The 24,328-nt window shown below is 68.8% G+C and carries 22 protein-coding genes and 1 tRNA gene; 13 read left to right on the forward strand and 10 right to left on the reverse strand.

The window, feature by feature from the left end; genetic code table 11:
* The first annotated feature begins 4 nt into the window (after positions 1 to 4).
* The 6 genes from SMD11_RS36985 (at position 5) to SMD11_RS05155 (ending at position 6,031) form a co-directional block, all read left to right on the forward strand.
* Complete coding sequence (locus SMD11_RS36985; protein ID WP_324614690.1) at positions 5 to 283, forward strand: DUF305 domain-containing protein; 279 nt, start codon at positions 5 to 7, stop codon at positions 281 to 283.
* A gap of 240 nt (positions 284 to 523) precedes the next feature.
* Positions 524 to 2,893 carry a phosphoenolpyruvate synthase gene (gene ppsA, locus SMD11_RS05135; protein WP_087925286.1) on the forward strand — a complete coding sequence of 790 codons (2,370 nt, stop codon included), beginning with the start codon at positions 524 to 526 and terminating at the stop codon, positions 2,891 to 2,893.
* Between the two features lie 45 nt (positions 2,894 to 2,938).
* On the forward strand, positions 2,939 to 3,775 hold the full coding sequence (locus SMD11_RS05140) for a universal stress protein (protein ID WP_159395223.1): 837 nt from the start codon (positions 2,939 to 2,941) through the stop codon (positions 3,773 to 3,775).
* A gap of 48 nt (positions 3,776 to 3,823) precedes the next feature.
* Positions 3,824 to 4,498: a CBS domain-containing protein gene (locus SMD11_RS05145; protein WP_087930297.1), complete on the forward strand. Its 675-nt coding sequence runs from the start codon at positions 3,824 to 3,826 to the stop codon at positions 4,496 to 4,498.
* A 32-nt stretch (positions 4,499 to 4,530) separates the two neighbouring features.
* Positions 4,531 to 5,181, forward strand: coding sequence for a CBS domain-containing protein (locus SMD11_RS05150; RefSeq protein ID WP_087925288.1), 651 nt, complete (start codon positions 4,531 to 4,533; stop codon positions 5,179 to 5,181).
* A 160-nt stretch (positions 5,182 to 5,341) separates the two neighbouring features.
* Positions 5,342 to 6,031: a pyridoxamine 5'-phosphate oxidase family protein gene (locus tag SMD11_RS05155; RefSeq protein WP_087925289.1), complete on the forward strand. Its 690-nt coding sequence runs from the start codon at positions 5,342 to 5,344 to the stop codon at positions 6,029 to 6,031.
* 3 nt (positions 6,032 to 6,034) lie between these two features.
* On the opposite strand, the gene SMD11_RS05160 is transcribed toward SMD11_RS05155, so the two are convergent.
* The 6 genes from SMD11_RS05160 to SMD11_RS05185 all read right to left on the reverse strand — a co-directional run bounded on the left by SMD11_RS05160 (position 6,035) and on the right by SMD11_RS05185 (position 13,642).
* The gene (locus SMD11_RS05160; RefSeq protein WP_087925290.1) at positions 6,035 to 8,443 is read right to left on the reverse strand and encodes a glycoside hydrolase family 65 protein; all 2,409 of its coding nucleotides are present in this window, start codon (positions 8,441 to 8,443) and stop codon (positions 6,035 to 6,037) included.
* A gap of 25 nt (positions 8,444 to 8,468) precedes the next feature.
* Positions 8,469 to 8,924 (reverse strand): CBS domain-containing protein, encoded by a 456-nt coding sequence (locus tag SMD11_RS05165; RefSeq protein WP_087925291.1) that lies wholly within the window; start codon positions 8,922 to 8,924, stop codon positions 8,469 to 8,471.
* 53 nt (positions 8,925 to 8,977) lie between these two features.
* On the reverse strand, positions 8,978 to 9,856 hold the full coding sequence (locus SMD11_RS05170) for a universal stress protein (protein WP_087925292.1): 879 nt from the start codon (positions 9,854 to 9,856) through the stop codon (positions 8,978 to 8,980).
* Between the two features lie 116 nt (positions 9,857 to 9,972).
* A complete protein-coding gene (locus SMD11_RS05175) occupies positions 9,973 to 10,953 on the reverse strand; it encodes an Acg family FMN-binding oxidoreductase (protein WP_418952411.1) in 981 nt (326 codons plus the stop codon).
* Between the two features lie 413 nt (positions 10,954 to 11,366).
* Positions 11,367 to 12,254, reverse strand: a complete 888-nt coding sequence (locus tag SMD11_RS05180) for a phosphotransferase enzyme family protein (protein WP_087925293.1) — start codon at positions 12,252 to 12,254, stop codon at positions 11,367 to 11,369.
* Positions 12,251 to 13,642 carry a helix-turn-helix transcriptional regulator gene (locus SMD11_RS05185; RefSeq protein WP_087925294.1) on the reverse strand — a complete coding sequence of 464 codons (1,392 nt, stop codon included), beginning with the start codon at positions 13,640 to 13,642 and terminating at the stop codon, positions 12,251 to 12,253. Before SMD11_RS05185 ends, SMD11_RS05180 begins: the two co-directional genes overlap by 4 nt.
* Positions 13,643 to 13,890: 248 nt before the next feature.
* Here SMD11_RS05185 and SMD11_RS05190 point away from each other — a divergent pair, with 248 nt between their 5' ends.
* A complete protein-coding gene (locus SMD11_RS05190) occupies positions 13,891 to 14,097 on the forward strand; it encodes a hypothetical protein (RefSeq protein ID WP_087925295.1) in 207 nt (68 codons plus the stop codon).
* Between the two features lie 23 nt (positions 14,098 to 14,120).
* Here the strand turns inward: SMD11_RS05190 and SMD11_RS35780 are convergent, their stop codons facing one another.
* Together SMD11_RS35780 and SMD11_RS05200 are read right to left on the reverse strand one after the other, a co-directional pair.
* Positions 14,121 to 15,284 (reverse strand): helix-turn-helix domain-containing protein, encoded by a 1,164-nt coding sequence (locus tag SMD11_RS35780; protein ID WP_199843801.1) that lies wholly within the window; start codon positions 15,282 to 15,284, stop codon positions 14,121 to 14,123.
* 21 nt (positions 15,285 to 15,305) lie between these two features.
* Positions 15,306 to 15,725, reverse strand: a complete 420-nt coding sequence (locus SMD11_RS05200) for an NUDIX hydrolase (protein ID WP_087925296.1) — start codon at positions 15,723 to 15,725, stop codon at positions 15,306 to 15,308.
* Between the two features lie 171 nt (positions 15,726 to 15,896).
* On the opposite strand from SMD11_RS05200, the gene SMD11_RS05205 reads away from it, so the two are divergent.
* A complete protein-coding gene (locus SMD11_RS05205) occupies positions 15,897 to 16,688 on the forward strand; it encodes a TauD/TfdA family dioxygenase (RefSeq protein WP_087925297.1) in 792 nt (263 codons plus the stop codon).
* Between the two features lie 457 nt (positions 16,689 to 17,145).
* Here SMD11_RS05205 and SMD11_RS05210 read toward each other — a convergent pair whose 3' ends face one another.
* On the reverse strand, positions 17,146 to 18,027 hold the full coding sequence (locus SMD11_RS05210; protein ID WP_087930299.1) for a DUF5655 domain-containing protein: 882 nt from the start codon (positions 18,025 to 18,027) through the stop codon (positions 17,146 to 17,148).
* 422 nt (positions 18,028 to 18,449) lie between these two features.
* On the opposite strand from SMD11_RS05210, the gene SMD11_RS05215 reads away from it, so the two are divergent.
* From SMD11_RS05215 to SMD11_RS35305, 5 genes are all read left to right on the forward strand, one after another.
* Complete coding sequence (locus tag SMD11_RS05215) at positions 18,450 to 18,713, forward strand: helix-turn-helix transcriptional regulator (protein ID WP_087925298.1); 264 nt, start codon at positions 18,450 to 18,452, stop codon at positions 18,711 to 18,713.
* On the forward strand, positions 18,710 to 19,918 hold the full coding sequence (locus SMD11_RS05220; protein ID WP_418952504.1) for a tyrosine-type recombinase/integrase: 1,209 nt from the start codon (positions 18,710 to 18,712) through the stop codon (positions 19,916 to 19,918). Before SMD11_RS05215 ends, SMD11_RS05220 begins: the two co-directional genes overlap by 4 nt.
* A gap of 65 nt (positions 19,919 to 19,983) precedes the next feature.
* A complete protein-coding gene (locus SMD11_RS05225; RefSeq protein ID WP_087925300.1) occupies positions 19,984 to 21,087 on the forward strand; it encodes a tyrosine-type recombinase/integrase in 1,104 nt (367 codons plus the stop codon).
* A gap of 16 nt (positions 21,088 to 21,103) precedes the next feature.
* Positions 21,104 to 21,454 carry a helix-turn-helix domain-containing protein gene (locus tag SMD11_RS05230; RefSeq protein WP_087925301.1) on the forward strand — a complete coding sequence of 117 codons (351 nt, stop codon included), beginning with the start codon at positions 21,104 to 21,106 and terminating at the stop codon, positions 21,452 to 21,454.
* Entirely contained in the window at positions 21,451 to 23,868 is a 2,418-nt protein-coding gene (locus SMD11_RS35305; protein WP_087925302.1) for a hypothetical protein, read from the forward strand. The genes SMD11_RS05230 and SMD11_RS35305 overlap by 4 nt, the downstream gene beginning before the upstream one ends.
* A 237-nt stretch (positions 23,869 to 24,105) precedes the next feature.
* Here the strand turns inward: SMD11_RS35305 and SMD11_RS05240 are convergent.
* A tRNA-Pro gene (locus tag SMD11_RS05240) sits at positions 24,106 to 24,179 on the reverse strand.
* Positions 24,180 to 24,328: the final 149 nt, after the last annotated feature.

The raw sequence follows: 24,328 nt of genomic DNA on the forward strand, positions 1-24,328 counted from the left end.
CGGCATGAGCCACGGAAGTCCCACCGGCATGCCCGGCATGATGGACGACCAGCAGATGAACAGCCTCAAGGGCATGACGGGAACAGCGTTCGACAAGATGTTCCTGACCATGATGATCGAGCACCATGAAGGCGCGATCTCGATGGCCAACACCGAGAAACGGCGAGGCTCTTACGCGCCGGCCAAGGAGCTGGCGGACAGCATCGTCACCTCGCAGACCGCAGAGATCGCGCAGATGCGGAAGATGCTCGGTACCGGCTCACCCTCCCCGACCGCATCCTGACCACCGGACCGGCCGGTGCGTGAAGGGTGGCTGGTCAAAGCCCTGGCGGGGAGCTCCTGAGCGTGGTGTGATGGAAGTGGCGGGAGGAACCCGCAAGAGACGTGGGGAAGCGGTTCACGACCGTGCACCGCGCAATCGGGATCCGCGAGAAGCGGATGGGCCCTCCCGTTGACGGCGTCGCCGCCAGGACGTCCGGGGCGCCCAAACCGATGGCGGCTCCGTGCTCGCCAAGGAGGTGCGATGCCCCTTACCGGACGCGTCATCCCCTTCTCCGAGCTGGGCCGCTCGGACGTGTCCGTAGTGGGCGGCAAGAACGGCTCGCTCGGTGAACTCATCCGGCACCTGGCCCCCGTAGGGGTCAACGTCCCCGACGGGTTCGCCACCACCGCCGACGCTTACCGCGAGTTCCTGCGGACGGATGGCCTGGGCGACCGGATCGCCGGGCATCTGGCCCGCCTGCCGTCAGGCGCGGCGCTGTCGGAGGTGGGCGCGGCGATCCGCGCCGACATCCTCGCCACGCCCCTGCCCACGGCCTTGGGGGACGAGGTCATCCAGGCGTACGCCCGGCTCGCTCACGAGGCCGGGCGTACCGATCCCGATGTCGCCGTGCGCAGCAGCGCCACCGCCGAGGACCTGCCCGAGGCGAGCTTCGCCGGGCAGCAGGAGACCTACCTCAACGTTCGCGGTGGCGAAGCGCTGCTGGACGCGTGTCACCGCTGCTACGCCTCCCTCTTCACCGACCGGGCGATCGACTACCGGGAGCGGATGCGCTTCGACCAGCTCGCCGTGGCCCTTTCGGTCGGCGTGCAGCTGATGGTCCGCTCCGACCTGGGCTGCTCGGGGGTGATGTTCACTCTGGACACCGAGACCGGGTTCCCGGAGGTCGTGGTGATCGACGCGGCGTGGGGGCTCGGCGAGAGCGTCGTCAGCGGGCAGGTCGATCCTGACGAGTACGTCGTGTTCAAGCCCCTGCTCAAGAATCCGGTCCTGAACCCGGTGATCCGTGCGGCGACCGGCAGCAAGCTCATCAAGGTCGTCTACGCCGAGGGCGGCCTCACCCGCACGGTGGACACCGGCCGTGCGGAGCGTGGTGCGCGCGTGCTCGACGACGGCGAAGCGCGGTCGCTCGCCGAGTGGGCCGTGGCGGTCGAGCGGCATTACGGGACGCCCATGGACCTGGAGTGGGCCAAGGACGGCCGTACCGGGGAGGTGTTCGTGGTGCAGGCCCGTCCCGAGACGGTACGATCCCGGCGGGCCCCTGCCGTGCTGCGCCGCTACAAGCTCACCGGCACCGGCGAATGCCTGGTCACCGGGGTGGCCGTGGGTGAAGCAGTGGGCGCCGGCCCGGCGTGCGCGCTCGCGACCCCCGTGGGGCTGGAACGCTTCCCCACCGGCTCGGTGCTGGTGACGTCGGTGACCGACCCCGACTGGGAACCGCTGATGAAGCGGGCCGCGGCCATTGTCACCGACCACGGCGGACGCACCTCCCACGCCGCCATCGTCAGCCGGGAGCTCGGTGTCCCGGCTGTCGTCGGCACCGGCAACGCGACGGCCGTCCTGGCCGACAGCGACCCGGTCACCGTCTCCTGCGCCGAGGGCTCGGAAGGCCGCGTCTACGCAGGCCTGGTCGGCTACGAGGAGACGGACATCGACGTCACGGAGCTGCCCGCGACGCGTACCCGGGTCATGCTGAACCTCGCGGACCCAGCCGCGGCCTTCCGCTGGTGGCAGCTGCCGGCGGACGGCGTGGGGCTGGCCCGTATGGAGTTCATGGTGGCCCATCAGGTGAAAGTCCATCCCATGGCGCTGCTCCGGCCCGGCCGGCTCTCCGCCGAGGAGCGGCACGCCGTCGACGAGCTCACCGCGGGGTATGCCGACCGTGCCGAATACTTCGTCGATCGTCTGGCGCGCGGGGTGGCCACCATTACCGCCTCCCGATGGCCGGCTCCGGTGATCCTGCGCACCAGCGACTTCAAGACCAACGAGTACGCCAAGTTGGTCGGCGGCCGCCCCTTCGAACCGGCCGAGGCAAACCCGATGATCGGGTGGCGTGGCGCCAGCCGCTACTACAGCGAGGGCTACCGGGAAGGATTCGCCCTGGAGTGCCAGGCGATCCGGCGGGTGCGCGAGGGCTTCGGACTGACCAACGTCGTAGTGATGATCCCCTTCTGCCGTACTCCGGCGGAAGCGGACCGTGTCCTGGAAGTCATGGCACAGGAAGGACTACGGCGTGGTGAGCACGGGTTGCAGGTGTACGTCATGGCGGAGATCCCGGCGAACATTGTTCTCGCTCGCGAATTCGCCGAGCGCTTCGACGGCTTCTCCATCGGCAGCAACGATCTCACGCAGCTCACCTTGGGCGTGGACCGCGACTCGGAGGAGCTGGCCGGGCTCTTCGACGAGACGGACCGCGCGGTGACCAGGAGCATCGAATCCCTGATCTCCATCGCCCATGACGCAGGCCGTCCTGTGGGCCTGTGCGGTCAACGCCCGAGTGACGACCCCGACTTCGCGGCGTTCCTGGTCGCAGCCGGGATCGACTCCGTCTCTGTCGCACCCGACAGCTTCGTCCCGGTGAAACAGCATGTGGCGGCGGCCGAACAGCAGTGAGTGGGAGCGGCGCCCGGGCACCGCCCACCCGTGGAGGTGGTCATCGTGGCACGTCCGGTCGCTGTGGGCGTCGACGGCTCGGAGGAGAGCCTCGCCGCCGTGGCCTGGGCCGCGCGCGAGGCCGTGACACGGGACGCGCCACTGCGCGTCGTACACGCACTGGAGTGGAGGACCAGCAATCTGCAGTTCTCCCCCGGCGTCTCCGCCCAGCGCGAATGGGCGGAGGGCAGGATCGAGACCGTTCGGCAGGAGCTGGCCGAGGCGCATCCGGGCCTGCGGGTCGACGTGGACGGCGTTTCCGAGCTGCCGGCGAAGGCACTCATCGAGGCGGGCCGGGAGTCGCAGCTGCTCGCGCTGGGATCGCGAGGGCTCGGCGGCTTCGAGGGGTGGCTGCTGGGCTCGGTGAGCCTGGCGGTGGTCGCCCACGCGACCGTACCTGTGGTGTTGGTCCGTGCCGGGGTGGAGCCGCCGGTGCGCGGAGGTGACGGTCCGGTCGTGGTGGGGGTCGGGCGGGATGGTTCGTACGGCCCGTTGGTGGACTTCGCCTTCCGCGCCGCGGCGGCCAGGCAGGTCGTGCTGCGGGTCGTCCACGCCCGACAGCAGGAAGCCACCGACGGCAGTGAAGGCGAGGAGAAACCGGGCGGCGGCGTCCTCGTGGGCCGATTGGCCCCATGGCGGCAGCAGTGGCCGGGCGTGGAAGTGGACAAGTGGCTGACGACCGGGCCGGCCGCCCAGCGTCTGGTCGAGGCAGCCAGGGACGCGGAGCTCCTGGTCGTCGGCCGTCGTGTGCACCGGCCGGCCCTCGGCGCGCATATCGGCCCCGTAACCCACGCTGCGGTCCACCATGTCAGATGTCCGGTGGCGGTTGTACCGCACAGCTGACATAAACGGGAGTATCTGGGATCTTCCGGAAGGGACCCGAACGTCATGCTGCAGCACCGGACGGTTGATGAGCTCATGACCCGCAACGTGGTGCGGGTGCGGCCGGACACGCCGTTCAAGGAGATCGTCAGGGAGCTCGCCGAGAACGACGTCACGGCGGTGCCGGTCGTCGACCCCAGCGGCCGAGTGGTCGGCGTGGTCTCCGAGGCGGACCTGATGCGCAAGTCGGCCGACCAGCCCGACCCCTTCGGCCGCGTGGCCGTACCCAGTCTCGAAGCGTGGGAGCGTGCCAAAGCGGAAGGCGCCAGGGCCGAGGAACTCATGTCCGCTCCCCCGGTGTGCGCGCGGCCGGAGTGGAACGTCGTGGAGACCGCCCGGCTGATGACGACGCAGAACGTCAAGCGCCTGCCGGTGGTCGACGAGACCGACAATCTCGTCGGCATCATCAGTCGGGCCGACATCCTGCGGGTCTTCCTCCGCGAGGACGCCGCCATCCGCTCCGAGATCGAACGCGATCTCTTGGAACGCACCATGGGTCTGGCACCCTCGGCGGTGCGGGCCGAGGTGTCCGAAGGACAGGTCATCCTCACCGGCAACGTCGAGACCCGCAGCACGATCCCGCTCATCGAACATCTGTGCCGTTCAGTGGACGGCGTCGTCTCGGTCCACCAGCGCCTGACGTACACGACGGACGACACCGGAGGCGGCTTCCCCGCCGCATGACCACGCGCGGGCACTCTCACGAGGAGCCAGAGATGTACCGCACGCAGCGCACCGTCAGTGACGTGATGACGCAGACCGTCGTGGCGGTCAGCGGTGATGCGCCCTACAAGCAGATCGCCCGGACGCTCGCGGAGTGGAAGGTCAGCGCCGTGCCCGTCCTGGCGGGCGAGGGCCGTGTCATCGGCGTCGTCTCCGAGGCCGATCTCTTGTCGAAGGAGGAGTACAAGGGACGCGAGCCGACCGACGTCGCCCGGCCCGAGCAGCTCGGTGACCTGGCGAAGGCGGGTGCGAGGACCGCGGAGGACTTGATGAGCACTCCCGCCGTCACCGTGCACGCGGATGCCACCGTCGCCGAAGCCGCCCGCATCATGGCCCGAAAGGGCGTCAAGCGCCTGCCCGTGGTCGACGCCGAAGGGATGCTCGCCGGCATCGTCAGCCGCGCCGACCTGCTCAAGGTCTACCTCCGCAGCGACGAGGACATCGCGCAGGAGGTCCGCGACGAGGTCATCGCCCGCCTCTTTCCCCACCGGAGCCCCACCGTCGAGGTCCAGGTGACCGAAGGTGTGGTCACCCTCTCGGGCCACCTGCCCGACGCGACCATGGTCCCGTTCGTGGCACGGCTGGTCAGGGCCGCTGAAGGCGTCGTCAACGTCGACCTCCGCCTGGACGGCCCGACGAGCTGAACGCCGACCGGGAGCCCGGGCGCCACCGTCCGGGCTCCCGGTCGGCTGCACAGCACTGGCACGAGCCCTCACGTTCTGATCCCCTGGAAGAGGCGGCTAGCGAGCCGCGGACCGCCGGCGACGGCACCCCGCACCGGGCGGCCACGTGGAGGCTGGGACGATGCACAACGGCGGGCCGCGACCCGGCGACCCCGACACGGACTCCGCCGGTCCGCACAAGGACACGGTGGCGATCCGCTGCGCAGTGCGCCGCGAGCAGCTGGGACTGACCCGGGAAGAGGTGGCACACCGGGCCGGCATGTCCGCCGCCTACCTGAGCCAGCTGGAGACGTTCAGCGGCGACTTCGACCCCGCCGCCCTCATCCGCCTCGCCGCCGCCCTGGAGATGCCCTACGACGAACTCGCGGGAGGCCCGCGTGAGGCGGCACCCGGCCAGCAGCCCGCCGGTACCAGCCCCCTGCTCGCGCAGCTCTCCGAAGACGACTGCTGGCAGAAACTCGGCACGCACGGCATCGGCAGGATCGGCCTGACCGCCGGGCCCGCACCCGTCGTCCTGCCCGTGAACTTCCTGGTCGACGGCCGCACCATCGTCTACCGAACCGAGACGGGAGGCGCGGCGGCCGCAGCCGACGCGGACCAGCTCGCGTTCGAAGCCGACCACATCGACGAACACCTCAGCCGCGGCTGGAGCGTCCTCATCACCGGAACGGCCGAGCACATCATCGACCCCGGCACGGTCGAGGCCCTCGCCACCCGCCCAGGAGCGGAACCCTGGGCCGGCGGCAAGCGGGACCTGTGGATCCGGATTCGCCCCGGCCAGGTGACCGGGCGCACCATCCACACCCGGTGAGCCTCAGCCGTTCTGTCGCCCGGGCAATCTCACCGAGGTCCCCGCGCCCGGCAGCACGGTGAGCGAGCGATCGGGCAGGACGATCCTGACCGCCGACTCCTCCGAGTCCGGCACACTGACCGTCAACTCGTCGCTCCGCACCCGCACTCCGATGCCCCAATGCCCCCGGTAGCGGAGGGTCAAGCCGAACTCGGAGAGTTCCGGCAGCTCCACCGGGTCCAAGCAGAGGGCATCCTCCCGGGTCTCCAGCCCCGTCAGGCCACGCTGGACAAAGTCGAGGGTCCCGGCCATGGCACCGAGGTGGATGCCTTCCGGCGTGGTGCCGCCCTGGAGGTCCGCGACATCGCCCTCGAGCGCTTCATGGCAGTAGCGCCATGCGTCGGCGCGGCGGGCGCGGGCCAGGACCCAGCCGTGGACGACCTCGCTGAGGGTGGAACCGTGGCTGGTGCGGCGCAGATAGTAGTCGACCGTGCGCTGCCAGAGTTCGTCCGTGAGCCGGTAGCCGAGACGCTTGAAGAGCGAGGCGAGTTCAGCCGGCGAGAAGAGATAGCCGAGCATCAGCACGTCCGCCTGCTTCGATACCCGGTACCGGTTGACCGCGTCGCCCTCGGCTTCGAGAATGCGGTCCAGTCGGCGGATGTTGCCGTAGCGTGCCCGGTATCGGTCCCAGTCCAGCTCGGCCAGCTCCCCGTAGCCGTCGAACTGACTGATGACCCCTTGGTGAAACGGCACCATGAGGCGCCGGGAGAGCTCCTCCCACAGCGGGAGTTCGCCAGTGTCGAGGCTGCCGCGTTCGACGAGTTCCTGCCGGCGCCGGGCCGGAATACCACGGGCGATATCGAGGGCGCGGGCGAGAACCCACGCGGCCGTGACGTTGGTGTACGCGTTGTCGTCGATGCCGGGTCGGCCGGCGCCGGGGTAGGCGTCGTGGTACTCGTCGGGGCCGACGACTTCGCGGATGCGGTACCGGCCACTCGCAGGGTCGAGAACCGCGCTGCTCGCCCAGAAGCGGGCGATCTGCAGCACCATGTCCGCGCCCTTGGTATGCAGGTATTTCGTGTCGCCGGTGGCCTGGCAGTACTGCCACACGTTGTACGCGATCGCGGAGCCGACGTGCCGCTGGAGCCAGGTATGGTCGGGCAGCCAACGGCCGGAGCGCGGGTTCAGGTGCAGCCGCTGGCTCTCGTCCCGGCCGTCGCTGCCGCTCTGCCAGGGATATACCGCGCCGGCCCGGCCCACTTGCCGCGCCGCCCACACAGCCTGCGGGAGCCGCCGGTGACGGTAGTCGAGCAGGGCCCGCGACACCTCGGGAAAGTGCAGGTTGAGGTACGGCAGCACGAACAGCTCGTCCCAGAAGACGTGCCCCCGGTACGCCTCCCCGTGCAGTCCCCGCGCCGGCACGCCGACGTCGAGGTCCGCGGTGTGCGGGGAGAGCGTCTGCAGGACGTGGAAGAGGTGCAGGCGCAACACGTGGCCCGCCTCGCCCGGCACCTCAAGCTCTGCTCGTCGCCACAACTGCCTCCAGGCAACGGCATGCGAGTGGAGAAGCGCGGCGAAGTCCGGGGCGCGGGCCGCCCGTTCGGTGGCCGCTGCGAGTGGGTCGCTGATCGCCCGGTCACGGGACGTGTGCAGCGCCACGGTCTTGACCAGCGTGATGGGCTGCCCCTCGGGCAGGGCGAGCTCGAAGCGGTGGACCGCCAGGTGCCCTGCCGCGTTCAGTGAGGCCGACACCGGTGGCGGCCCGACGACCTCGGCTCGCTGGGCCATGCTGATGCCGGTTTCCGACGTCCTGGTACGGCAGCGGAGCCAGACCCTGTCCGGCTCCGCCACCCCGACGTGCACGCCGGTGAGGTGACGGCGGTCCAGAGCGCGGTAACGGTGCACGTTGGCGTTGGTGACGTTCCCGTCCAGCCCGGCCTCCACCTCGATCCGCCCGCCCCACCCCTCGGCCACGAAGACCGTCCGCAAGGCTCCGATGTGCGGGTCGCCCATGTGGACCAGACGGCACTGCTCCACCCGCAACACGCGACCATCGACCGCCCGGTACCGGAAGGTCCGGGTCAGTGTGCCCTGCCGGAGATCGAGCACCTGCCGGTAGTCCGTGACCTCGCAGACGTCCGGCGTGAACCACGGCCCGGGCGAGCCGTCGGGAGACAGCAGCCGGAAGCGCAGGAGCAGCCAGTTCGGAAGGTTGACCAGATCCTCGTTCTCGATCTGGCGGCCCGCCACCGAGGAGACGAGGCGGTCGTAGCAGCCGGCCACGTAGGTGCCCGGGCAGTGGACCAGCCCTCCCCGGGATTCGGGCGCCGCGCCTCGTGTCGCGAAGTAGCCGTTCCCGAGCGTGTGGAGCGTCTCCCGCAAGGGCTCCGTGGTGGGGTCGTAGCCCTCGTACTCCCAGGTCCACTCCCCCATGGCCAGTCTCGCTTCCCGTTCCGGTTCAGGGGGCCGAACGCGGGCGCGGGCGGCTGTCGTCCGCCTGCTCGCGCAGTGCGCTCCGCGAGACGGGCCCGAGCAGGTCCGCCAGACGCTGCAGGGCGTCGGCGAAGAGGTCGTCGACGGTGAGGACGCCGACGAGCCGCCTGCTGTCGAATACCGCCAGGCGCCGGATGTCTTCGCGTCGGTACAGTCGGTAGGCGACGTCCAGATCGTCCGATGCGCTCACGGTGACCACGGGTGTGCTCATCAGGCGGATGACCGGCTCGTCCGACCCGGCGGCTTGTGCGACACTGCGCACCACGATGTCACGATCAGTGAGAATGCCACCCAAAATGTCACCCTCGGTGACCGCAACGCAGCCCACCGCCTCTTCCGCCATGAGCACGGCTGCCTCCGCTGCGGTGGCCTGGTGGCTCACCGTGATCGCGGGCGTGGTCATCAACGCCGACACTTTCATAGCCCGCCCTCCCTCCGGAGCGCCACGCGTTCAGGCCCCATCGGCCCCGCGCCTCAGTTGTGGGGGACGACGGCGACCGGGCACCGGGCGTGGTGCACGCACGCCTGTGCGACATTCCCCAGGCGTGGTGCCAAGGGCTGGTGGTGCCTGCGTCTACCGACCACCAGAAGACCGGCTCCTTCGGCCGCCCCGAGGGCGGCACGGGCAGGGCTTCCCAGCCGGACAGTGGTGGTCACCCTGACGTCCAGGTTGCGCTCGCGCCACGGCTGCACGGCCTGGGACAGCTTCTCCCCGGCCTCCTTGCTGATCTCGCCGGCCACGTCGGGATCGACGCCCCAGGGTGCGTAAGCCTGCACCGGCAACGGACAGCCATGCACGACGAGCAAGGGCACACCTCGTGCCGCAGCCGTCTCGAAGGCGAACTCCAGCATGCTGTCGCATGGGCCATGCAGACTGACGCCGACGACCACGCCCCCCTCGTCGGTACCGACGGGTGGTCGAGCCCCGGCTGCCGCGGACCGTACGAGTACCACCGGCCGTTCGGCCCTGCCTGCCACCTGAAGGCTGATGTCGCCCAGGAAGAAGCTCTCGACGCGTTCCAGACCCCGTGACCCCAGTACGACCATCGTTGAACTCTCAGCAGCCCGTAGCAGCGCGGTCTCGGGCTCTTCCGCCACCAGGTCCTCGATGACAGCGAGGTCATGGTGTCGCTCGTGCACGGCTGCCACAGCCGCCCTCACGATGCGCTTCGCCCAGTAGTTCTGATCCTGGTCGGCCGGAAGGCCGGTGGAAGGTTCGCCGGCCAGCAGGACCCAGGCATGCAGAAGGCGCAGGCCCAGTCCGCGGCGGTCCGCCTCGTCCGATGCCCAGAGGGCAGCCTCAAGGCTCTCGGGAGAACCGTCGAGCCCGACGGTGATGGATGCCGGCTCCATGGCGGGTCACCTCCGTGCGATCGACGTACGCCCTCCGAGCCCTCTGTGACTCGTCGTCCCCTCCAGCCTGAGTCCAGCCGGGCAGAACAGCCACTGGAGGCGCCCGAAGCCAAGGGTCAGTCTTCGAGGACCAGAACGTCAGAGACTGGGCGCCGGGGTGTAGCCGGGCCCTGCGGTCCGTAGCCGAGACGCAGGATCATCTGTACCTGGCCGGTACCGGTGAGGGGGTCGCGCAGGGGCCAGCGCAGGTCGGGCCATTCCAGTGCCTGGGTAGAGAACGAGGTGGCCAGGCCCTTGAGGGTGGCGAGGAGCAGGACGCGCTGCATGGCCTGCCCCGCGCGCAGCCAATGCAGCGGTTCGTCGCCGTCCGTGCTGAGCACGGCAAGATGCGGCTCGTCCTCGAAGGGCGTTGTTCCGCGATCGGCCACCGGCTTCCCGCCCGAGAAGTCGCGCATCGGTGCCCGTCCGCCGTGCTTGCGCGGACCGAAGGCGTACTCCGGAACCCCGTCCGTCGCCGTGTCCGCTTCGCCGGCGCCGATCCGCGTCCATTGGGCGAGGTCCTGCTCACTGCCCTGGTCGGTGAGGTTTCGCGCTTCGGCTTCCTCGGCCAGTTCCTCCACCCAGCGCGACTGCCAGGACTCGGGGAAGGAGAGCACGGCTCCTTCCCGTTGCGCGGCGTCTACGAGAGCAGTGCGTACGTTCTCCGGAATCGCCTTTTCGGCGAACGGGTACCGGCTGGTGTGCCGCTGGTGGATCGCGGACCCGAGCAGCCTGAGCCCAATGTCCTCACCGTCCTCGGACGGTGCCGTGTGGACAAGAGCCAGCAAGGCGGTGTCCTGGGAGGCGGGCAACAGTGCGACGTCCGATTGGAAGCCGGCCGTCGCGAGGGCGACGCGAAGGTTGAAGAGGGCGGCTCCGCATCCGATGTGCAGGGCTCGGCCGTCGGGGTCGGAGTGGGGCATGACCCGCTCCGGGTCCGCGTACAGACGGAACGTGCCGTTTCCCCGTGAGTACCGGAAACGCCAGGGCTGTGCGTTGTGCATGGAGGGGGCAGCCACTGCCTCACCGACCAGCTCCGTCACTTGGTCGTCGTCCAAGGTGGGTGATGCTGTCACCGGGATCTCCCTTCCAGCAGGGGCCGGCGGCGACACCGGCTCTCTCCCATCCTCTCTCTTCCAGGTTGGATGTGGCGTGAGCAGGATTACGCCTGTTCCAGGCCGCGGCCCAGTTGGCATAACGGAGGCGCCCGCCCAGAGTGCGTGGGCGCGAGATCATTGCCACGCGTGACAGCACCGGCGACATTTCCGGCCCAGACCCTGTGGTCAGAGGTCACGCATCCGAGCGTCGTACTCGGCATGCGGCTCCAGCCCGACGGCTGCACGCAGCAGGACAAGCGCCTCCTCCTGGAACTCGCGGTGTTCGTCAGGTCAGGCCGCTGCCGAGGCGTGGTGCCGCCTTGGCCACTGGTCATTCGGACACCTCCGTAAGTCTTCGCGGAGAGACTTTCCGGTCACGGCACGGCTGTCCATGTCCATGGGCGTGCGCCCTTGCGGCCACGGAGGCAGTCGACGCGGTGTTGTGCCTCGGCGCGGGCGTGTGGGTGTTCATCGGCGATCTGGAGGGCGAAGGTGACCATGCGCAGTTCCCGGATGCCTGCCAGTACCGGGTAGCCGGGCCACGAGGTCACGTCCATGCCGTACGTGGCGCAGAAGTCCTCGTACTCAGGCACGGTGACAGTGGCGGTCGTGATGCGCTTCACCGCTGTGGAAACCAGGTCCCATTCCGGGGGGCCATAGCAGGTGTTCTCCAGATCGAGGAGGTACGCGATGCCGTCGGCGTCGACAGCGACGTTGCCGTCCCAGGCGTCGCCGTGCAGAGCACAGAACGGCAGACCGGACGGGAGCCGTGCGAAGTCCGCACTGAGCCGGTCGGCGTGGTCTTGGAGCCAGCTCCGGTCGTCCGGGGTGAGGATGCCGGCTTCGGCGATCCGGCGCTTTGGTTTGGTAAGGGGATCCAACGGCCGCAGGCCAAGGGAGCCGGGAGGGCTGAGCGCGTGCATCTGCTTCAGCAGCCGGGCGATATCACCTGCGGTACCCGGTTGGTGGGGAGGCAGTTCGGCCCAGAACGTCACCGGTCGACCAGCAGCGAGGACAGGTTCGTCGGTGACGGCCGGCCGAACCGTGCTGATCCCGTTGGCGGTGAGCCAGCGGGCCACGGCCAGTTCGCGTTCGGCTACAGCTCGACCGTCGGGGCGACCGATGCGGGCGACGATCCGACCGGTCAGTCGCCAGATGGCATTCCCCGCTATCCGGATCGGCTCCGCCCCCACAGCGGAAAGGCCGGCCCGGCGGCAGGCTTCCTCCAGGACGCGACGGGACTGGATGACGACGGCGCTCACGCGTTGATCGCCTCCTGGATACGCTCTCGCAGCTGCACGACCTCCGGGATGGCCCGGTGCCGGTACCCGAGGGCTGCGAGTTCCCGCAGCCCGTCTGCTGCCCGCCTAGAACGCATCTGCCCCACATCCTCAAGGGCCAGTTCTCCCATGGCGACGGCCTCGCGCGGGTCGCCGACGGCCATGTTCAAGGCGGCGAGCTTCGTGCGGGACATCGCCCGCGATCGCACGTAAGCATCGGTGTGGAGCTTCACCGCGGTGTCGAAGCGTTCGACGGCTGTCGGCTGATGGTGACCGGCGAGGGCGATGTCGTACAGGGCGTGCCCGGTGTCGCCCTGGTGCTGGGCCTCGTCGTAGTAGGCCATCCACGGCGGATCGGCCTCCGGGACACGGCGGGAGAATGCCTCATCTGCTGCGCCGATTGCCTTGAGGGCGGCTTCGGTGTCGCCGAGCTTGGCGTAGGCGCGGGCACGGGCGGTGTGGAGCATGGCGAGCTCGGTGGCAGTGAGTCGTTCGGAGCGGGCAAGGCCGAGTTCTGCATGGGTTAACCCGGTGTCCGCGTCGCCGAGCCAGATGGCCTGCCGGGCCCGGAAGCTGTAGATCTTCGCACGCAGGTGCCACTCCCCGGCTTCCTCGGCGCAGGCGGCGGCGAACGCGAACACACGGCGAGCGTCGTCGTGTGCATAGGCGTCGAAGTCTGTGGCGCCGACAACCATGCCTAGGCGGGCGGCGGCAGCGAACAAATGAGGTCGGATCTTCTCCGGGCAACGGCACTCGAGGAGGGCGGAAGCCCACTTCAGCTGCGCTGTGGCGACTTGGCGGACGATGCCGCCCCCACCGTAGGCGTTGTCCCAACCGGAGACGACGTTTGCAGCGTCCTGGATCTGCTCGATGTCCTGGAGGCGCACCACGGCCGGAAGCTGTGCGGGCTCAGTGGGGGCGAGCAGGTGGGAGAAGGGAGAGGCCGCTATCGCGGAAACGCCCCCGGCGGTGAGGAAAGAACGGCGTCGCACATCACTCCAGTTGTCGCGCAGTGTCTCGTCGTCGAGTGACAGCATGACCGACTCCGGAACACCCGTACGACCGGCGCCTGTCCTGCCCTTGGTTTTGTACGCATCATGCCGTTCGTTGTCCGCTTCGGCTTCGGCATAGGGGCACATCCACTCCAGGATTCCGCCGGTGTCCAGAGCGGCGTCGAGAAGGCGCGCCAGCGGTTTCCGGCACAGCCGCTCACCCTTTTCGATCTTTCCGATCTGGTTGCCGCTGACGTGGACCAGGTGGCCGAGCCGCGTCTGTGTCAAGCGCCGGACCATGCGCCAGTGGCGGAGGTGAGCGCCGAATCGTTCTCTGACCGATCCGGTCGGGTTCAGTTCCTTCGGCGGCTGCGGCATCGCGTCTCCTCAATCGTCCACGCCGTTGATGCGTACACCCGGGAGCCGTACGCATCCGCCGCTATCACGGATGTGGCGGCGACGTGCAGTATCCGTGCCCAGGAGCATGGCCCAACGCCACAGGATTCTTCCGGTATTTGGGCAGTTCCTTCCATCCTCCGTACGCAAGACGGCGGGCCAATCGTCTGGAAACGATGGACGACGGTGGCCCGCCGAGCCCACAGGACCGCTCAGGCTGGAGCCTCCCCATGCCCGCCTTCCCCGGCACCGCTATGTCCGTTCCCGCCACCAACGCCGAGCAGAACCGCGATAGCACCACCGAATCCCCCGCCGGAGCCCGCTACAGGCAAGCGCACGGCGACGCGATGAGCTGGGCCGCCCACGACTACGAGGTGTACTACGATCTCGCCCGCGCGATGCCCTTCCCCGACCTCGGTCCCGGTGAGACCCGGTGAACGGGCAAGCGGTTCCGGCCGCCCTACGCGGCCATCTCCTGTCGCATCCGGTCCAGTGCGTCGCCCGCGGCGGCCCGGACCTCCGGCAGCCGTTGGCCGGCGGCCCGCATGATGCGCTGCAACTGGTGCGGCAGCCGCTGTATCGCCGCTTCGCCCACCGCGGCGTTCAAGGCTTCGGCTGCCCCGATGTGGTCAGTGCCGATCAAGCGAACCTGAGCAACGGTGACCAGCTCGATCACCCGCCACTGCGGCGCCACCGTGGTCGTCAGGGTCGGCTGCTCCTCCACAAGTCGTATGGCGGCTCGTGCGCGGTCGGTGTCCAGAAGCCCGCGCAAACGGATCTCGTGGAGCGAAAACGGGTTGAACAACGAGGTGTTCCCGACCGTGCCGACAAGGCTGTCCGCCTCGCACATCACCGAGTCGAACAGCTCCCGGTCACCGAGCGCGCCCGCCGCGCGGGCCAGGAGCGGCAGTACGGCGGCCCGGTCGTCGACGGTGGGGGCGATGGCGATCGCGTGGCGCAGGCGCTCGACGGCGGCACCATGGATGCCGGCCTTGCGCAGCTCATTGCCGTGCATGCGCAAGATGCCGGAGAGCAGGGCTGGATCGTCACCGAGACGGCGGGCCGCTTCCAGACTCCGGGCGGTCCATCGGGCCGCGGTGGCCAGGCGTTCCTCGGGCAGCACGTTGCCGAGGGCGACGCCCAGGCCGACCCGGGCGCGGGCGAGAAGCCGTACGACGTCGCGTTCACTGTGGCCGTCTTCGACGCGGGCCTCGAGGCGGGCGACCAGCGGCCACAGCTCGGCGACGGCCTCGGAGGCGTGGCCGGACTGGCGGGCGATCTCCGCCAGACGCACGGTGGACTCGCCGAACTGCAACATCGCCCGGTGATCCGTGTCGGCGAAGTCGGTCACGCCGAGGACGTGTGGTGGCAGTCCGAGGCGTTCCGCGACGCGGCGCCGCGAGCCGACGTCCTCCAGCGACCGCTTGCCCAGCTCCAGGGCCGAGACGTACGTCTTGTCGTAGCCCAGCAGCTCGCCGAGCTCGGTCTGGTTGAGCTGGTGCACCGCACGGTGGAAACGCAGAATCGCCCCCAGGTCGCGGGTGGCGAGGATGTCCTCGGCCTGCGGAGTCGTCCAATGCCACACCACATGCCGGGCAGCCGGCCGGGGCGCCGGAAGCGTCATGTCATCACCCGCGGCGCTCGATCAGCTGTGCCGCTGGCCGTACCAGGCAGCAACCGCACGCTTGTACCCATCCGGCATGTTCAGGCCGGGTACCTCCTCGGCCGTGAACAGACCGATCTCCTTGTGCTCGTGGCTGATGACCGGTGCCTGGTACGGGGTGAGCACGATGCAGCCGTAGGTCACGATCAGAACGCGCCGGCCGGGGATCGGCTCGTAGATCCACACGCCGCCGTCGATGAGCGGGCCCGTCTTCACTTCCCAGCCCGCCTCCTCGAACAGCTCCCGCTCGACCGTCGTCTCCGGGCTGTCGTCACCGACTTCGAGGCGGCCGCCAGGCAGCTCCCACTCCTGGCGCTCGTTCTTCAGCAGCAACACACGCTGACGGCTGCCGATGGCGACGGCCTTGACGGAGACGGGCCAGGTCGGGGGCCTGTAGATCATCGCTGTCCTTCGCGGTGCATCGCCGGTCCAAGGGGCGTGCGGAACATAGCACGCGGCTCCCAACTCGCTGACGTCTTGAGCGGATTGTCCGAGTCGACAATCCGTCGCTGTACGGGGCCGCCCCCTGCCCTCGACTCTGACCGCACTGTCCCCGCCGAAAGGAGCGCGCCGATGCGCGAGGCCCAGCCGTTCACGGCCCACTACGTCGACATCCAGTCGCCGCGGGCCGAAGAGGTGGTCCGGGAGCGTTTACGCGACACCGGACTGATCACCCTCAGCGGCTTCACCTCCCGCACCGTCTTCCGCGAATTCGCGGCCCGGATCATGGACATCACCCCGCACCGCGACAGCGACCCCGACGGACTGACCGTTATCCGCGACACCCGCCGTCACACCCACCTTGCCGGATACGGGGGTTTCGGCAACTGCGAGCTGGCCCCGCACACCGAACGTTCCGGTGTCCCGAACCCGCCCCGGCTCATGCTGCTGGTCTGCGGCACGCCCGCCCTCTACGGAGGCGACTGCCTGCTGACTGACGGCCGTTCCGTCTACACCGACATCACGGCACGCCGCCGAGAAGCCATCATGGCCCTGAGCAAGCCGCGCACTGCGTTCTTCGGCGGCGGAGACGGCCACGCCACACAGGTCTTCACCGAACACCCGGACGGCCGGGTCTCCGTGCGGCTGAGGCTCGACGGGCACGCGCGTTTCAGTCCCACCGTGCAGACGTACCTGCCATACCTCCGAAGCGCGCTCACGACCTACCAAATCCGCCTCCCGCTCGGCGCCGGACAGGGCTACCTCCTCGACAACGAACGCTGGCTCCACGCCCGAGAAGCCTTCACGGGCAGCCGCCTGTGCTGGCGCGCTCTCGGCGAACCCCGCTTCCGCCTCCCCACCGGCTTCGCTCCCGCGTCGCGGTCTGCAATCACGCCGACCACAGCCGGCCCAGTGGTCGCGTGATGCGAGCCGCCGAGATCGTCACCCACAGATGGCGCACTGCCCGATGGATCTTCTCCCGGGCCAGGTCACACGAATGCCCCATCGATGCCGAGAGCATCATGGGCACGATCCGCGTCACCCTTGACAGGTTGCCGCCGGCCGCCTCCGCCGAACTCATCAAACTCGCCGCAGACGACCCCACCATGACGCCACAACAACTCATCACGGTCTGCCGCCGCGCCCTTCGAGACCTCACCGCCGTGCGGCTACGGCGGCACCATGCACACCACGGACCGCCGGCCCCGCCTGTACGTTCCTCCCGGCCCCCGACACAACGCTCCGTGACTCGCCCACCCCCGAAGATCGCCCCGGTGAACCCTTTCGGGCCCGGCTACTCAGCCCCGCGTGCACCGACATCGAGTTCGTCGCGGTAGTTCATGCACCATCCGCCACCGCCACACGTGGGATCGCGCACCAATTACGCGCCGGCATACCCGAGACGGAAAAGAGGGACGGCCCGTTCGAGGTCCTTCTCCGTACGAAGGCGCACCTCCAACGGGCCCGTACCGTGATGCCCGACATTCGTCACATCGCGAGTGAAACCGGGGATCAGATCCACCTTGCCCGGGTCAGCATTCAGATAGATAAGGACATGCTGCTTATGCATGCGGCTGACACAGGCGAAATTCCGCAGTCTCCGGTAGGCGCGATATTGCTTACGGTCCACCTGGGTCACGTCATCGCCGAGGGAGACCAAGACCTCGTCGACGGCCGATCTCAGCTCTTCGGCCACACCACCGAAGTGCCGACCCGGACGAGCGCCGGCCCGCCGAGGACGTGGCTGGCGGTCCCGTCCCGTGACGGAGGCGACCGGCTCAAGCGCGAGCAGGTCGCCGCCGAAGTACCGGTAGCGGACCAGGTCGATCGTGCGCTGGATCTCCCCGATGGCATGGGCGTCGTAGCGTGTGAAGTCCTCAGCGATGCAGATCAGCCTGGGATCGTTCCACAGCACCTGGGCCGCGGCGGCTGCGCCGAGGCGCTCGCGGACCAGGTGCTGGAACTCGGCCTTGTGGTCAATCAGCCACGACAGGTAGAAGAGCCCCTGGTTGATCACACCTGCGTCCTGGCCGCGCTTGTACTCAATGATCACGGGCGCCCCGTTCTCATCAAGCCCGAGGGAGTCGATCCGGCCTCCGTGCCGTGGTCCCGTGCTGTACTCGCTGGCCAGGAAGCGCACGCCGAGGAAGGTCTCCATGTGCTGCTCGACCAGCTCCTGCAGACATCGCTCGCGCGCTACCGGTCGCGCAGGAATCTCCTCCGCGCCGCCCGCCCCGACGTTGAACAACTTCAGACCTGACACGTCCACCCCTTCTTGCCTCCGCCTGCCTTAACAGCCGACGGAGGCAAGATTGTTTCCCGCTGCATGCTGGCCTGCAATCCGATTGCCGTGAACGTGGGGCATGCGGTCCCACCGTGCACGCATCCCGCAGGTTGTCAGTGGGCAGCGCAGCCTCCTGCGGCTGGCGCGCCGCCATCCGAAGCCGTCGCCTCTCCGAGAAGCAGCGCGCGCTTTATAACAGACATTCGCCGGTTATCCCAACCGACTGCGGTCAAGAAACTGGTCCTGTGCGCGTGTTCTCCGTCAGAGAATGCGCCCCCGCTTGAGTGGACTCTTCCGCGAGGTCGACCCAGTGTTGTGTCTCGCCGGAACCAGCCGATCAGCGATCGGAAACTCTCGCGGAATTCGCCTTGCACAGATCCTCGTTCAACCGCAGGAAGACCATGCCCGACCGCGCTACACCGCACATATCCCCTGCCTCCAGCAAAGAGACTTCGGTCGACTCTCTGACCGCCAGTTGGTACACCACGGAAGAAGTTGCCCAGCTCCTCAAGCGCGATCCCTCCACCCTCCGCCGGTGGCGCACCGCGCGCCCTCCGCAGGGGCCGCCTTTCGTGCAACTGTCGCAGCGCGCTGTGATGTACAGCGCGCTCGACCTTCAGCAGTGGCTCGCCAGCCGCCGAATCGACCCGGCGCAGGCCGCCTGATGCAGAAGCAGATGCCGCCGATCGGCGTCAAGCTGTCGGTGGACGTGGAATACCGTGAGGGGTTCCCCAATCCCCATCGCGCCCGCGTCAGATGGTTCGACCCCGAATCCGGTCAGCGCCTCTCCCGCTCGCGGATGCTGCCCACGGACGACGAAGCCCAGTCCTGGGTTGACCGGATGGAGCGCATCGCGCAGCGCGGCGTGAGTCCCGCCGTGGCGACGATGTCGCTTGCCGAATACGGCGAGTTGGAATGGGACCTGGCCATGCGTGGCCTGGAGCCCAAGACCATGGACCCTTACGGGGCGGGCTGGCGGTTGCGCGTCGTCCCGGCGATCGGGCACCTCGAAGTGCCCGTCATCACCAACGGTGTTGTCGACCGCACCGTCTACGGCTGGATCGCCGACGGTCACGGCCGCTCGACGGTCAAGAACTCCATCGCCCCGCTGAACCGGGTCATGGAGCAGGCCGTCCGCGACGGCATCATCGACGTCAACCCCGCCAAGATCACCGGCTGGCAGAGGACGTACCAGCAGGTCGAGGACGAACTCGACGACCCCCGCTCCCTGGCCCTGCGTGACTGGGACGCCCTCGACGACCTGGCCAACGCCCTCGTCGAGCGTTCCCACGACCAGTACCTGGGCTGGGGCGATGTCGTCCGGTTCTCCGCCTGCACCGCCGCCCGCATCGGCGAGGTCTCCGGTGTCCGCGCCCAGGACATCGACCGCCGCACCTGGACCTGGGAGTGCTGCCGCCAGACCACCCCCGGGCCCGGCGGCCTCATCGACAAGGGCACCAAGGGCAAAAGACGCCGGGCGGTCCCCCTCATCCCCGAGATCCGGCCCATGGTCAGTGCCCGCCTCGACGCAGTGGGGCACGACCCCATGGCCCGGATCTTCACCGGGCCGCGCGGCGGGCGGATCACCACGGCCATCCTGCGCGACGCCACCCACTGGGACGAGGTCGTCGTCCGACTCGGCTACGAACACCTGCGCCGCCACGACCTCCGGCACACCGGACTGACGTGGATGGCGGACGCCGGCATCCCCGTCCACGTCCTCCGCATGATCGCCGGACACGGCTCGATCACCACCACCCAGCGGTACCTCAACCCTCGGGAATTGCATCAGGTGGGCGAGAAGTTGCAGGTCACCAGGTCGCGGCGAGGGCTTGAAGGACTCTGTGGCTTCTGCGACCTAGCCGCCTGACCAGGCATGTTGCCGATCTCATCCCTCCTGATGCATGATCCTCCCTCCAGAAGGGATGGTCTGGAGTGGTGCATCAGCGCAAGGTGGCCCTGGCCGGGTCGGCCCAACTGGAGCTCGTCTCCGGGGTGGTCCAGCTGCGCCCCGAGGACGCGATGTTCGACGCGATGCTGCGGGGCTGGCGTGCTCAGCAGAAGTCGCGAGGGCTGAGGGACGACACGATCGAACCGCGGGAACGACTCATACGCCGGTTCCTGGAGTTCGCGAACGAGTACCCGTGGCAGTGGACGCCGGCCCACATGGACGAGTGGTCGGTCTCGTTGACCGGTGAGAAGCATCTGGCGCCGTCAACGATCCGTAGCTACCAGGGCACCGTGCGGCTGTTCAGCGAGTTCCTCATCGACGGCCGCTACGGCTGGGGCCCTGCCTGCGAGGAAGCCTTCGGCACCTTCCCGGTGGCGGTCTGCCATGAGTGGAACACCATCGCCCACCTCAACGACTACGAGGGTGACCCGGAGGCGAAGCCGTTCACCCGGGAACAGCTGCAGCTCTTCCTCGACTACGCCGACGACCAGGTCGAACGAGCCCTGCGGGCGAAACGTAAGGGCGCCCTGGCGGCCTACCGCGATGCCACTCTCTTCAAGGTGATCTACGGGTGGGGGCTTCGCCGGACCGAGACCTCCAAGCTCGATGTGGTCGACTTCGGACGCAACCCGCAGGCCCGGCAGTTCGGCCGGTACGGCACGCTCAACGTCCGCTACGGCAAGGCCAAGAAGGGCCAGCCGCCGCGGCGCCGGAACGTCTTGTCGGTGATGGACTGGGCCGTCGAGGCGGTCGCCGACTACGTCGAGAACGTCCGCCCGCGCTTCGGATTCCCCGACCACCCTGCTCTGTGGATCACCGAACGCGGTGGCCGTCTCCGGCCCGGCTCGATCAACGACCGGTTCGAGGCATACCGCGACGCCCTCAAGCTGCCGAAGGAGCTGGTCCCGCACTCCTTGAGGCACTCGTATGTCACGCATCTGACCGAGGACGGCGTCGACCGCCGCTTCATCCAGCAGCAGGTCGGCCACGAGAGCGACAGCTCCCTGGCCATCTACACCCACGTCAGCGACGACTTCATGAACACTTCCCTGCACAAGGCACTGGCCCCGGCATTCGCCGGGGCCTGACAGGAGGGAACCGGCGATGGCCGCCAAGCTCGATTACCACTGGCACCTGCGCAAAGTCATGGCTGACCGCGGGATGTTCTCCACCACCGACCTCACTCCTGCGCTCGCCGAACGGGGCATCACCCTGTCCTCGAGCCAGGTCTACCGGCTCGTCGTCGAGCGACCGGAGCGGCTGAGCCTGAAGATCCTCATGGCCCTGCTCGACATCCTGGACTGCACCATGGACGACCTCATCGAGCCCATCGTGGTGGCCGGAGCCGTGAAGAAGCCGAAGCGAGCCGCTGCCGGCGGCTCGGCACCCGACATAGAGGGACTCGGCGAGCTGAGGCCAAAGCGAGCCCGGATCAGGGGTGTTGACCTGTCGTGACTAGCACCGTATCTCTCGACCGCGCCGTCACGGACCCGATCGGCCTGATCACGGACCTGGTCGCGAACGCCGAGAGCAAACTCGGCTCCGAGGCTATCCGGAGCGTGGTCACCGCGGTCGCGGGCGGCCGCGCGAAGTCACGGAACCTGGCCAAGGCCCTGGCGGCCCGGCCCGCCATCCTGACCGATGGCCGGTCCCCGGCGCCACGGGCCGTCGGCGATCTCCTCATATCGCTCCGCAGAGCCGGCGCCTCAGCGATCTCGCCGCCGGTCTGCGCCGACTGCGGAAAGAGCCTGCGAAGCCTCCAGCGGCAGGCCCAGGACTGGTACTGCTCAGTCTGCGTCAAGGAGACCACCGAATGCGCCTCCTGCGGCAACACCCGACGCGTCGCCTTCCGGGACCGCAGGGGCCTGCCGCGCTGTTCGATGTGTCCCGACCATGATGACCGTGACCCGGTCACGGTCATCCACACGGTGATCAGCACGATCGTCCCGGGCGCCGACCGCGACGTGGTCGCCGAAGCTCTCCGCCGGTCAGCGCCCCACCGTCCCCACTACCGGCAGAGAGTGGTCTGGGCCCTGGAGGAGAACCCCCGCCTGCTGACTGGCGAGGGGCATCTCGCACCGCACCGCGCCATCCTGAGGTTCATCGACCTTCTGCACGAGGCCGGTGTCCCCGGGATCGTCCGACCGTCCTGCCCCCGCTGCCACCGGGTGGTCCGCATCGACAAGCCGCTCGACGGGCAGCGGGTCTGCCGCAACTGCATCGCCAAGTCCCGCATCGAGGAATGCGTACGCTGCGGAGCCCGTCGCGAGCCGGCGACCCGCGACGACCAAGGGCGACCGCTGTGTCCAACCTGTCTGATCACCGATCCGGCCAACCTGGAGACCTGCATCGTCTGCGGAAAGTCGCGCATGGTCAGCTCCCGCACCGCCGACGGGCCGATCTGCCCGAACTGCCGTCCTCTGCCCATACTGCTCTGCTCGCTCTGCGGCCACACCGCACCCTGCACACTCTCGAAGCTCACCGGCCTGCCCCGCTGCGGCGGCTGCCGACAGCGCCAGGCTCACTGCACCGTTTGCGGACGACTCCGGGGCATCCACTCCGGCACCGCCGACGCACCCATCTGCGGCCCTTGCACCACTCCGGATGCCGCGCTCTGGCGCCCGTGTCCCACTTGCGGACATGCCGAACGACTGCATGCTCCAGGACCGTGTCCTCGCTGCACCCTCAAGCAGCGGCTCCACGAGCTCCTCGCTGATAGCACCGGCTCCATAACCCCGAAGCTGCAACCCCTCCACGACGCTCTGGCTGGCTCCGAACGAGCGGCCACCGCTATGAACTGGCTCTCCAAGGGCATCGTCTCCACCGTCCTTTCCGATCTCGGCTCCGGCCTCCGCCCCCTCACCCACGAGGCCCTGGACGAACTCCCCGAAGGCAAGGTCATCGAGCACATCCGCAGCGTGCTCGTCGCCACCGAAGTGCTGCCCAAGCGGGACGAGCAGATGGTCCGGCTCGAACGGCACGTGAAAGACCTCGTCACCTCCCACGCGACGGCCGAGGGACGGAAAATCCTGCACCGGTACGCGACGTGGCACCTCTTGCGGCGGCTTCGCCGACGCAGTCGCGGCAAGGAAATCACGCACTCCCAGCTCGCGGTCGCTCGGCAACATCTGCGGGCGGCCGTCTATCTCCTGGACTGGTTCGAGGAACGGAACCTAACCCTTGCCACCTGTCGGCAAGCCGACCTCGAACACTGGATGACCAGCGACGATGTCCGCCTCCGTCGAGAGGCAGGCCACTTCGTGCGCTGGGCCCGCTCCCAGAAGATCACCCACGACCTCAGCTTCCCGGCCGAGCGATGGAACGGCCCTTCCCAGCCGATGGACGACGAGGCCCGCTGGGCCACCGCCCGACGCCTGCTGCACGACGAGGCCCTCAAGCCCGAAGACCGTCTCGCCGGACTGCTGTTGCTCCTCTATGCCCAGTGGCCCGCAGCGATCTCCCGGCTCACCGTCGACCACATCGAGGCGACGGACGGAACCGTCCGCATCAGCCTCGGCGCCGTCCCCGTCGAGCTCCCCGCACCCGTCGCTGAACTGGCCCTCCGGCAGGCCGAGACTCGCCGCAGCCACGCCGTCCTCGGCCGGTCAGACTCGACCTGGCTCTTCCCTGGAGGCCAGCCCGGCCGCCCGATCAGTGCCTGGGCCATGGGCGAACGGCTCCGCAAACTCGGCATCCGGCTCGCGGAAGCCCGCTCGACCGCGCTGTTCCAGCTTGCCGCCGAGCTACCCGCTGCGGTCCTCGCCCGCACCCTCGGCATTGACATCACCGTCGCCGTCAAATGGCAGCGAGCCGCCGCCGGAGACTGGGGCGCCTACGCGGCCGCGATCAGCCGCCGGAACAGTTCCTGACAGGGGGCATTCCGACAGTTCCAATACCCGAGCACACCATTACACCCCGACCGCCGGTCGATCCACCTGGCCGGCGCAGCTCTCAGCCGCTACCTCGTCGAAGGCCGCCAGGAGCCCGCTGGTCCCAAACTGGTCCCAGAGGCCGCGCCCGTGCGGCACCTGCGGCTCGTCCGGTGAGCAATGCAAAGAAGCCTCTGACCTGCGGTTTCCCGCTGATCAGAGGCTTCTTTCACCGTGTCGGGACGGCGGGATTTGAACCCACGACCCCTTGACCCCCAGTCAAGTGCGCTACCAAACTGCGCCACGTCCCGGTGCTTGTCCGGCTCGGGATCACTCCCTCGCCGACCGCGCATGAGAACAATACCGCACTTCACGGGGTGACCGCGCACGGTTCGCCGGACGTGGATCTTGGGGTGGCGGAGGAGGGGCGGGGAGGGGGGTGGGGCGGGCCGGGAGGGGC

The organism is Streptomyces albireticuli, assembly GCF_002192455.1.
GTDB lineage: Bacteria > Actinomycetota > Actinomycetes > Streptomycetales > Streptomycetaceae > Streptomyces > Streptomyces albireticuli_B.

Bases quoted from the DNA above. Each gene is read 5' to 3' on its own strand.
- SMD11_RS05190 (WP_087925295.1), top strand. From the start codon at position 13,891: ATGCCCGCCTTCCCCGGCACCGCTATGTCCGTTCCCGCCACCAACGCC.
- SMD11_RS05230 (WP_087925301.1), top strand. From the start codon at position 21,104: ATGGCCGCCAAGCTCGATTACCACTGGCACCTGCGCAAAGTCATGGCT.
- SMD11_RS05200 (WP_087925296.1), bottom strand. From the start codon at position 15,725: ATGATCTACAGGCCCCCGACCTGGCCCGTCTCCGTCAAGGCCGTCGCC.
- SMD11_RS05215 (WP_087925298.1), top strand. From the start codon at position 18,450: ATGCCCGACCGCGCTACACCGCACATATCCCCTGCCTCCAGCAAAGAG.
- SMD11_RS35780 (WP_199843801.1), bottom strand. From the start codon at position 15,284: ATGACGCTTCCGGCGCCCCGGCCGGCTGCCCGGCATGTGGTGTGGCAT.
- SMD11_RS05165 (WP_087925291.1), bottom strand. From the start codon at position 8,924: ATGAAAGTGTCGGCGTTGATGACCACGCCCGCGATCACGGTGAGCCAC.
- SMD11_RS05150 (WP_087925288.1), top strand. From the start codon at position 4,531: ATGTACCGCACGCAGCGCACCGTCAGTGACGTGATGACGCAGACCGTC.
- SMD11_RS05160 (WP_087925290.1), bottom strand. From the start codon at position 8,443: ATGGGGGAGTGGACCTGGGAGTACGAGGGCTACGACCCCACCACGGAG.
- SMD11_RS05205 (WP_087925297.1), top strand. From the start codon at position 15,897: ATGCGCGAGGCCCAGCCGTTCACGGCCCACTACGTCGACATCCAGTCG.
- SMD11_RS05170 (WP_087925292.1), bottom strand. From the start codon at position 9,856: ATGGAGCCGGCATCCATCACCGTCGGGCTCGACGGTTCTCCCGAGAGC.
- SMD11_RS05155 (WP_087925289.1), top strand. From the start codon at position 5,342: ATGCACAACGGCGGGCCGCGACCCGGCGACCCCGACACGGACTCCGCC.
- ppsA (WP_087925286.1), top strand. From the start codon at position 524: ATGCCCCTTACCGGACGCGTCATCCCCTTCTCCGAGCTGGGCCGCTCG.
- SMD11_RS05185 (WP_087925294.1), bottom strand. From the start codon at position 13,642: ATGCCGCAGCCGCCGAAGGAACTGAACCCGACCGGATCGGTCAGAGAA.
- SMD11_RS36985 (WP_324614690.1), top strand. From the start codon at position 5: ATGAGCCACGGAAGTCCCACCGGCATGCCCGGCATGATGGACGACCAG.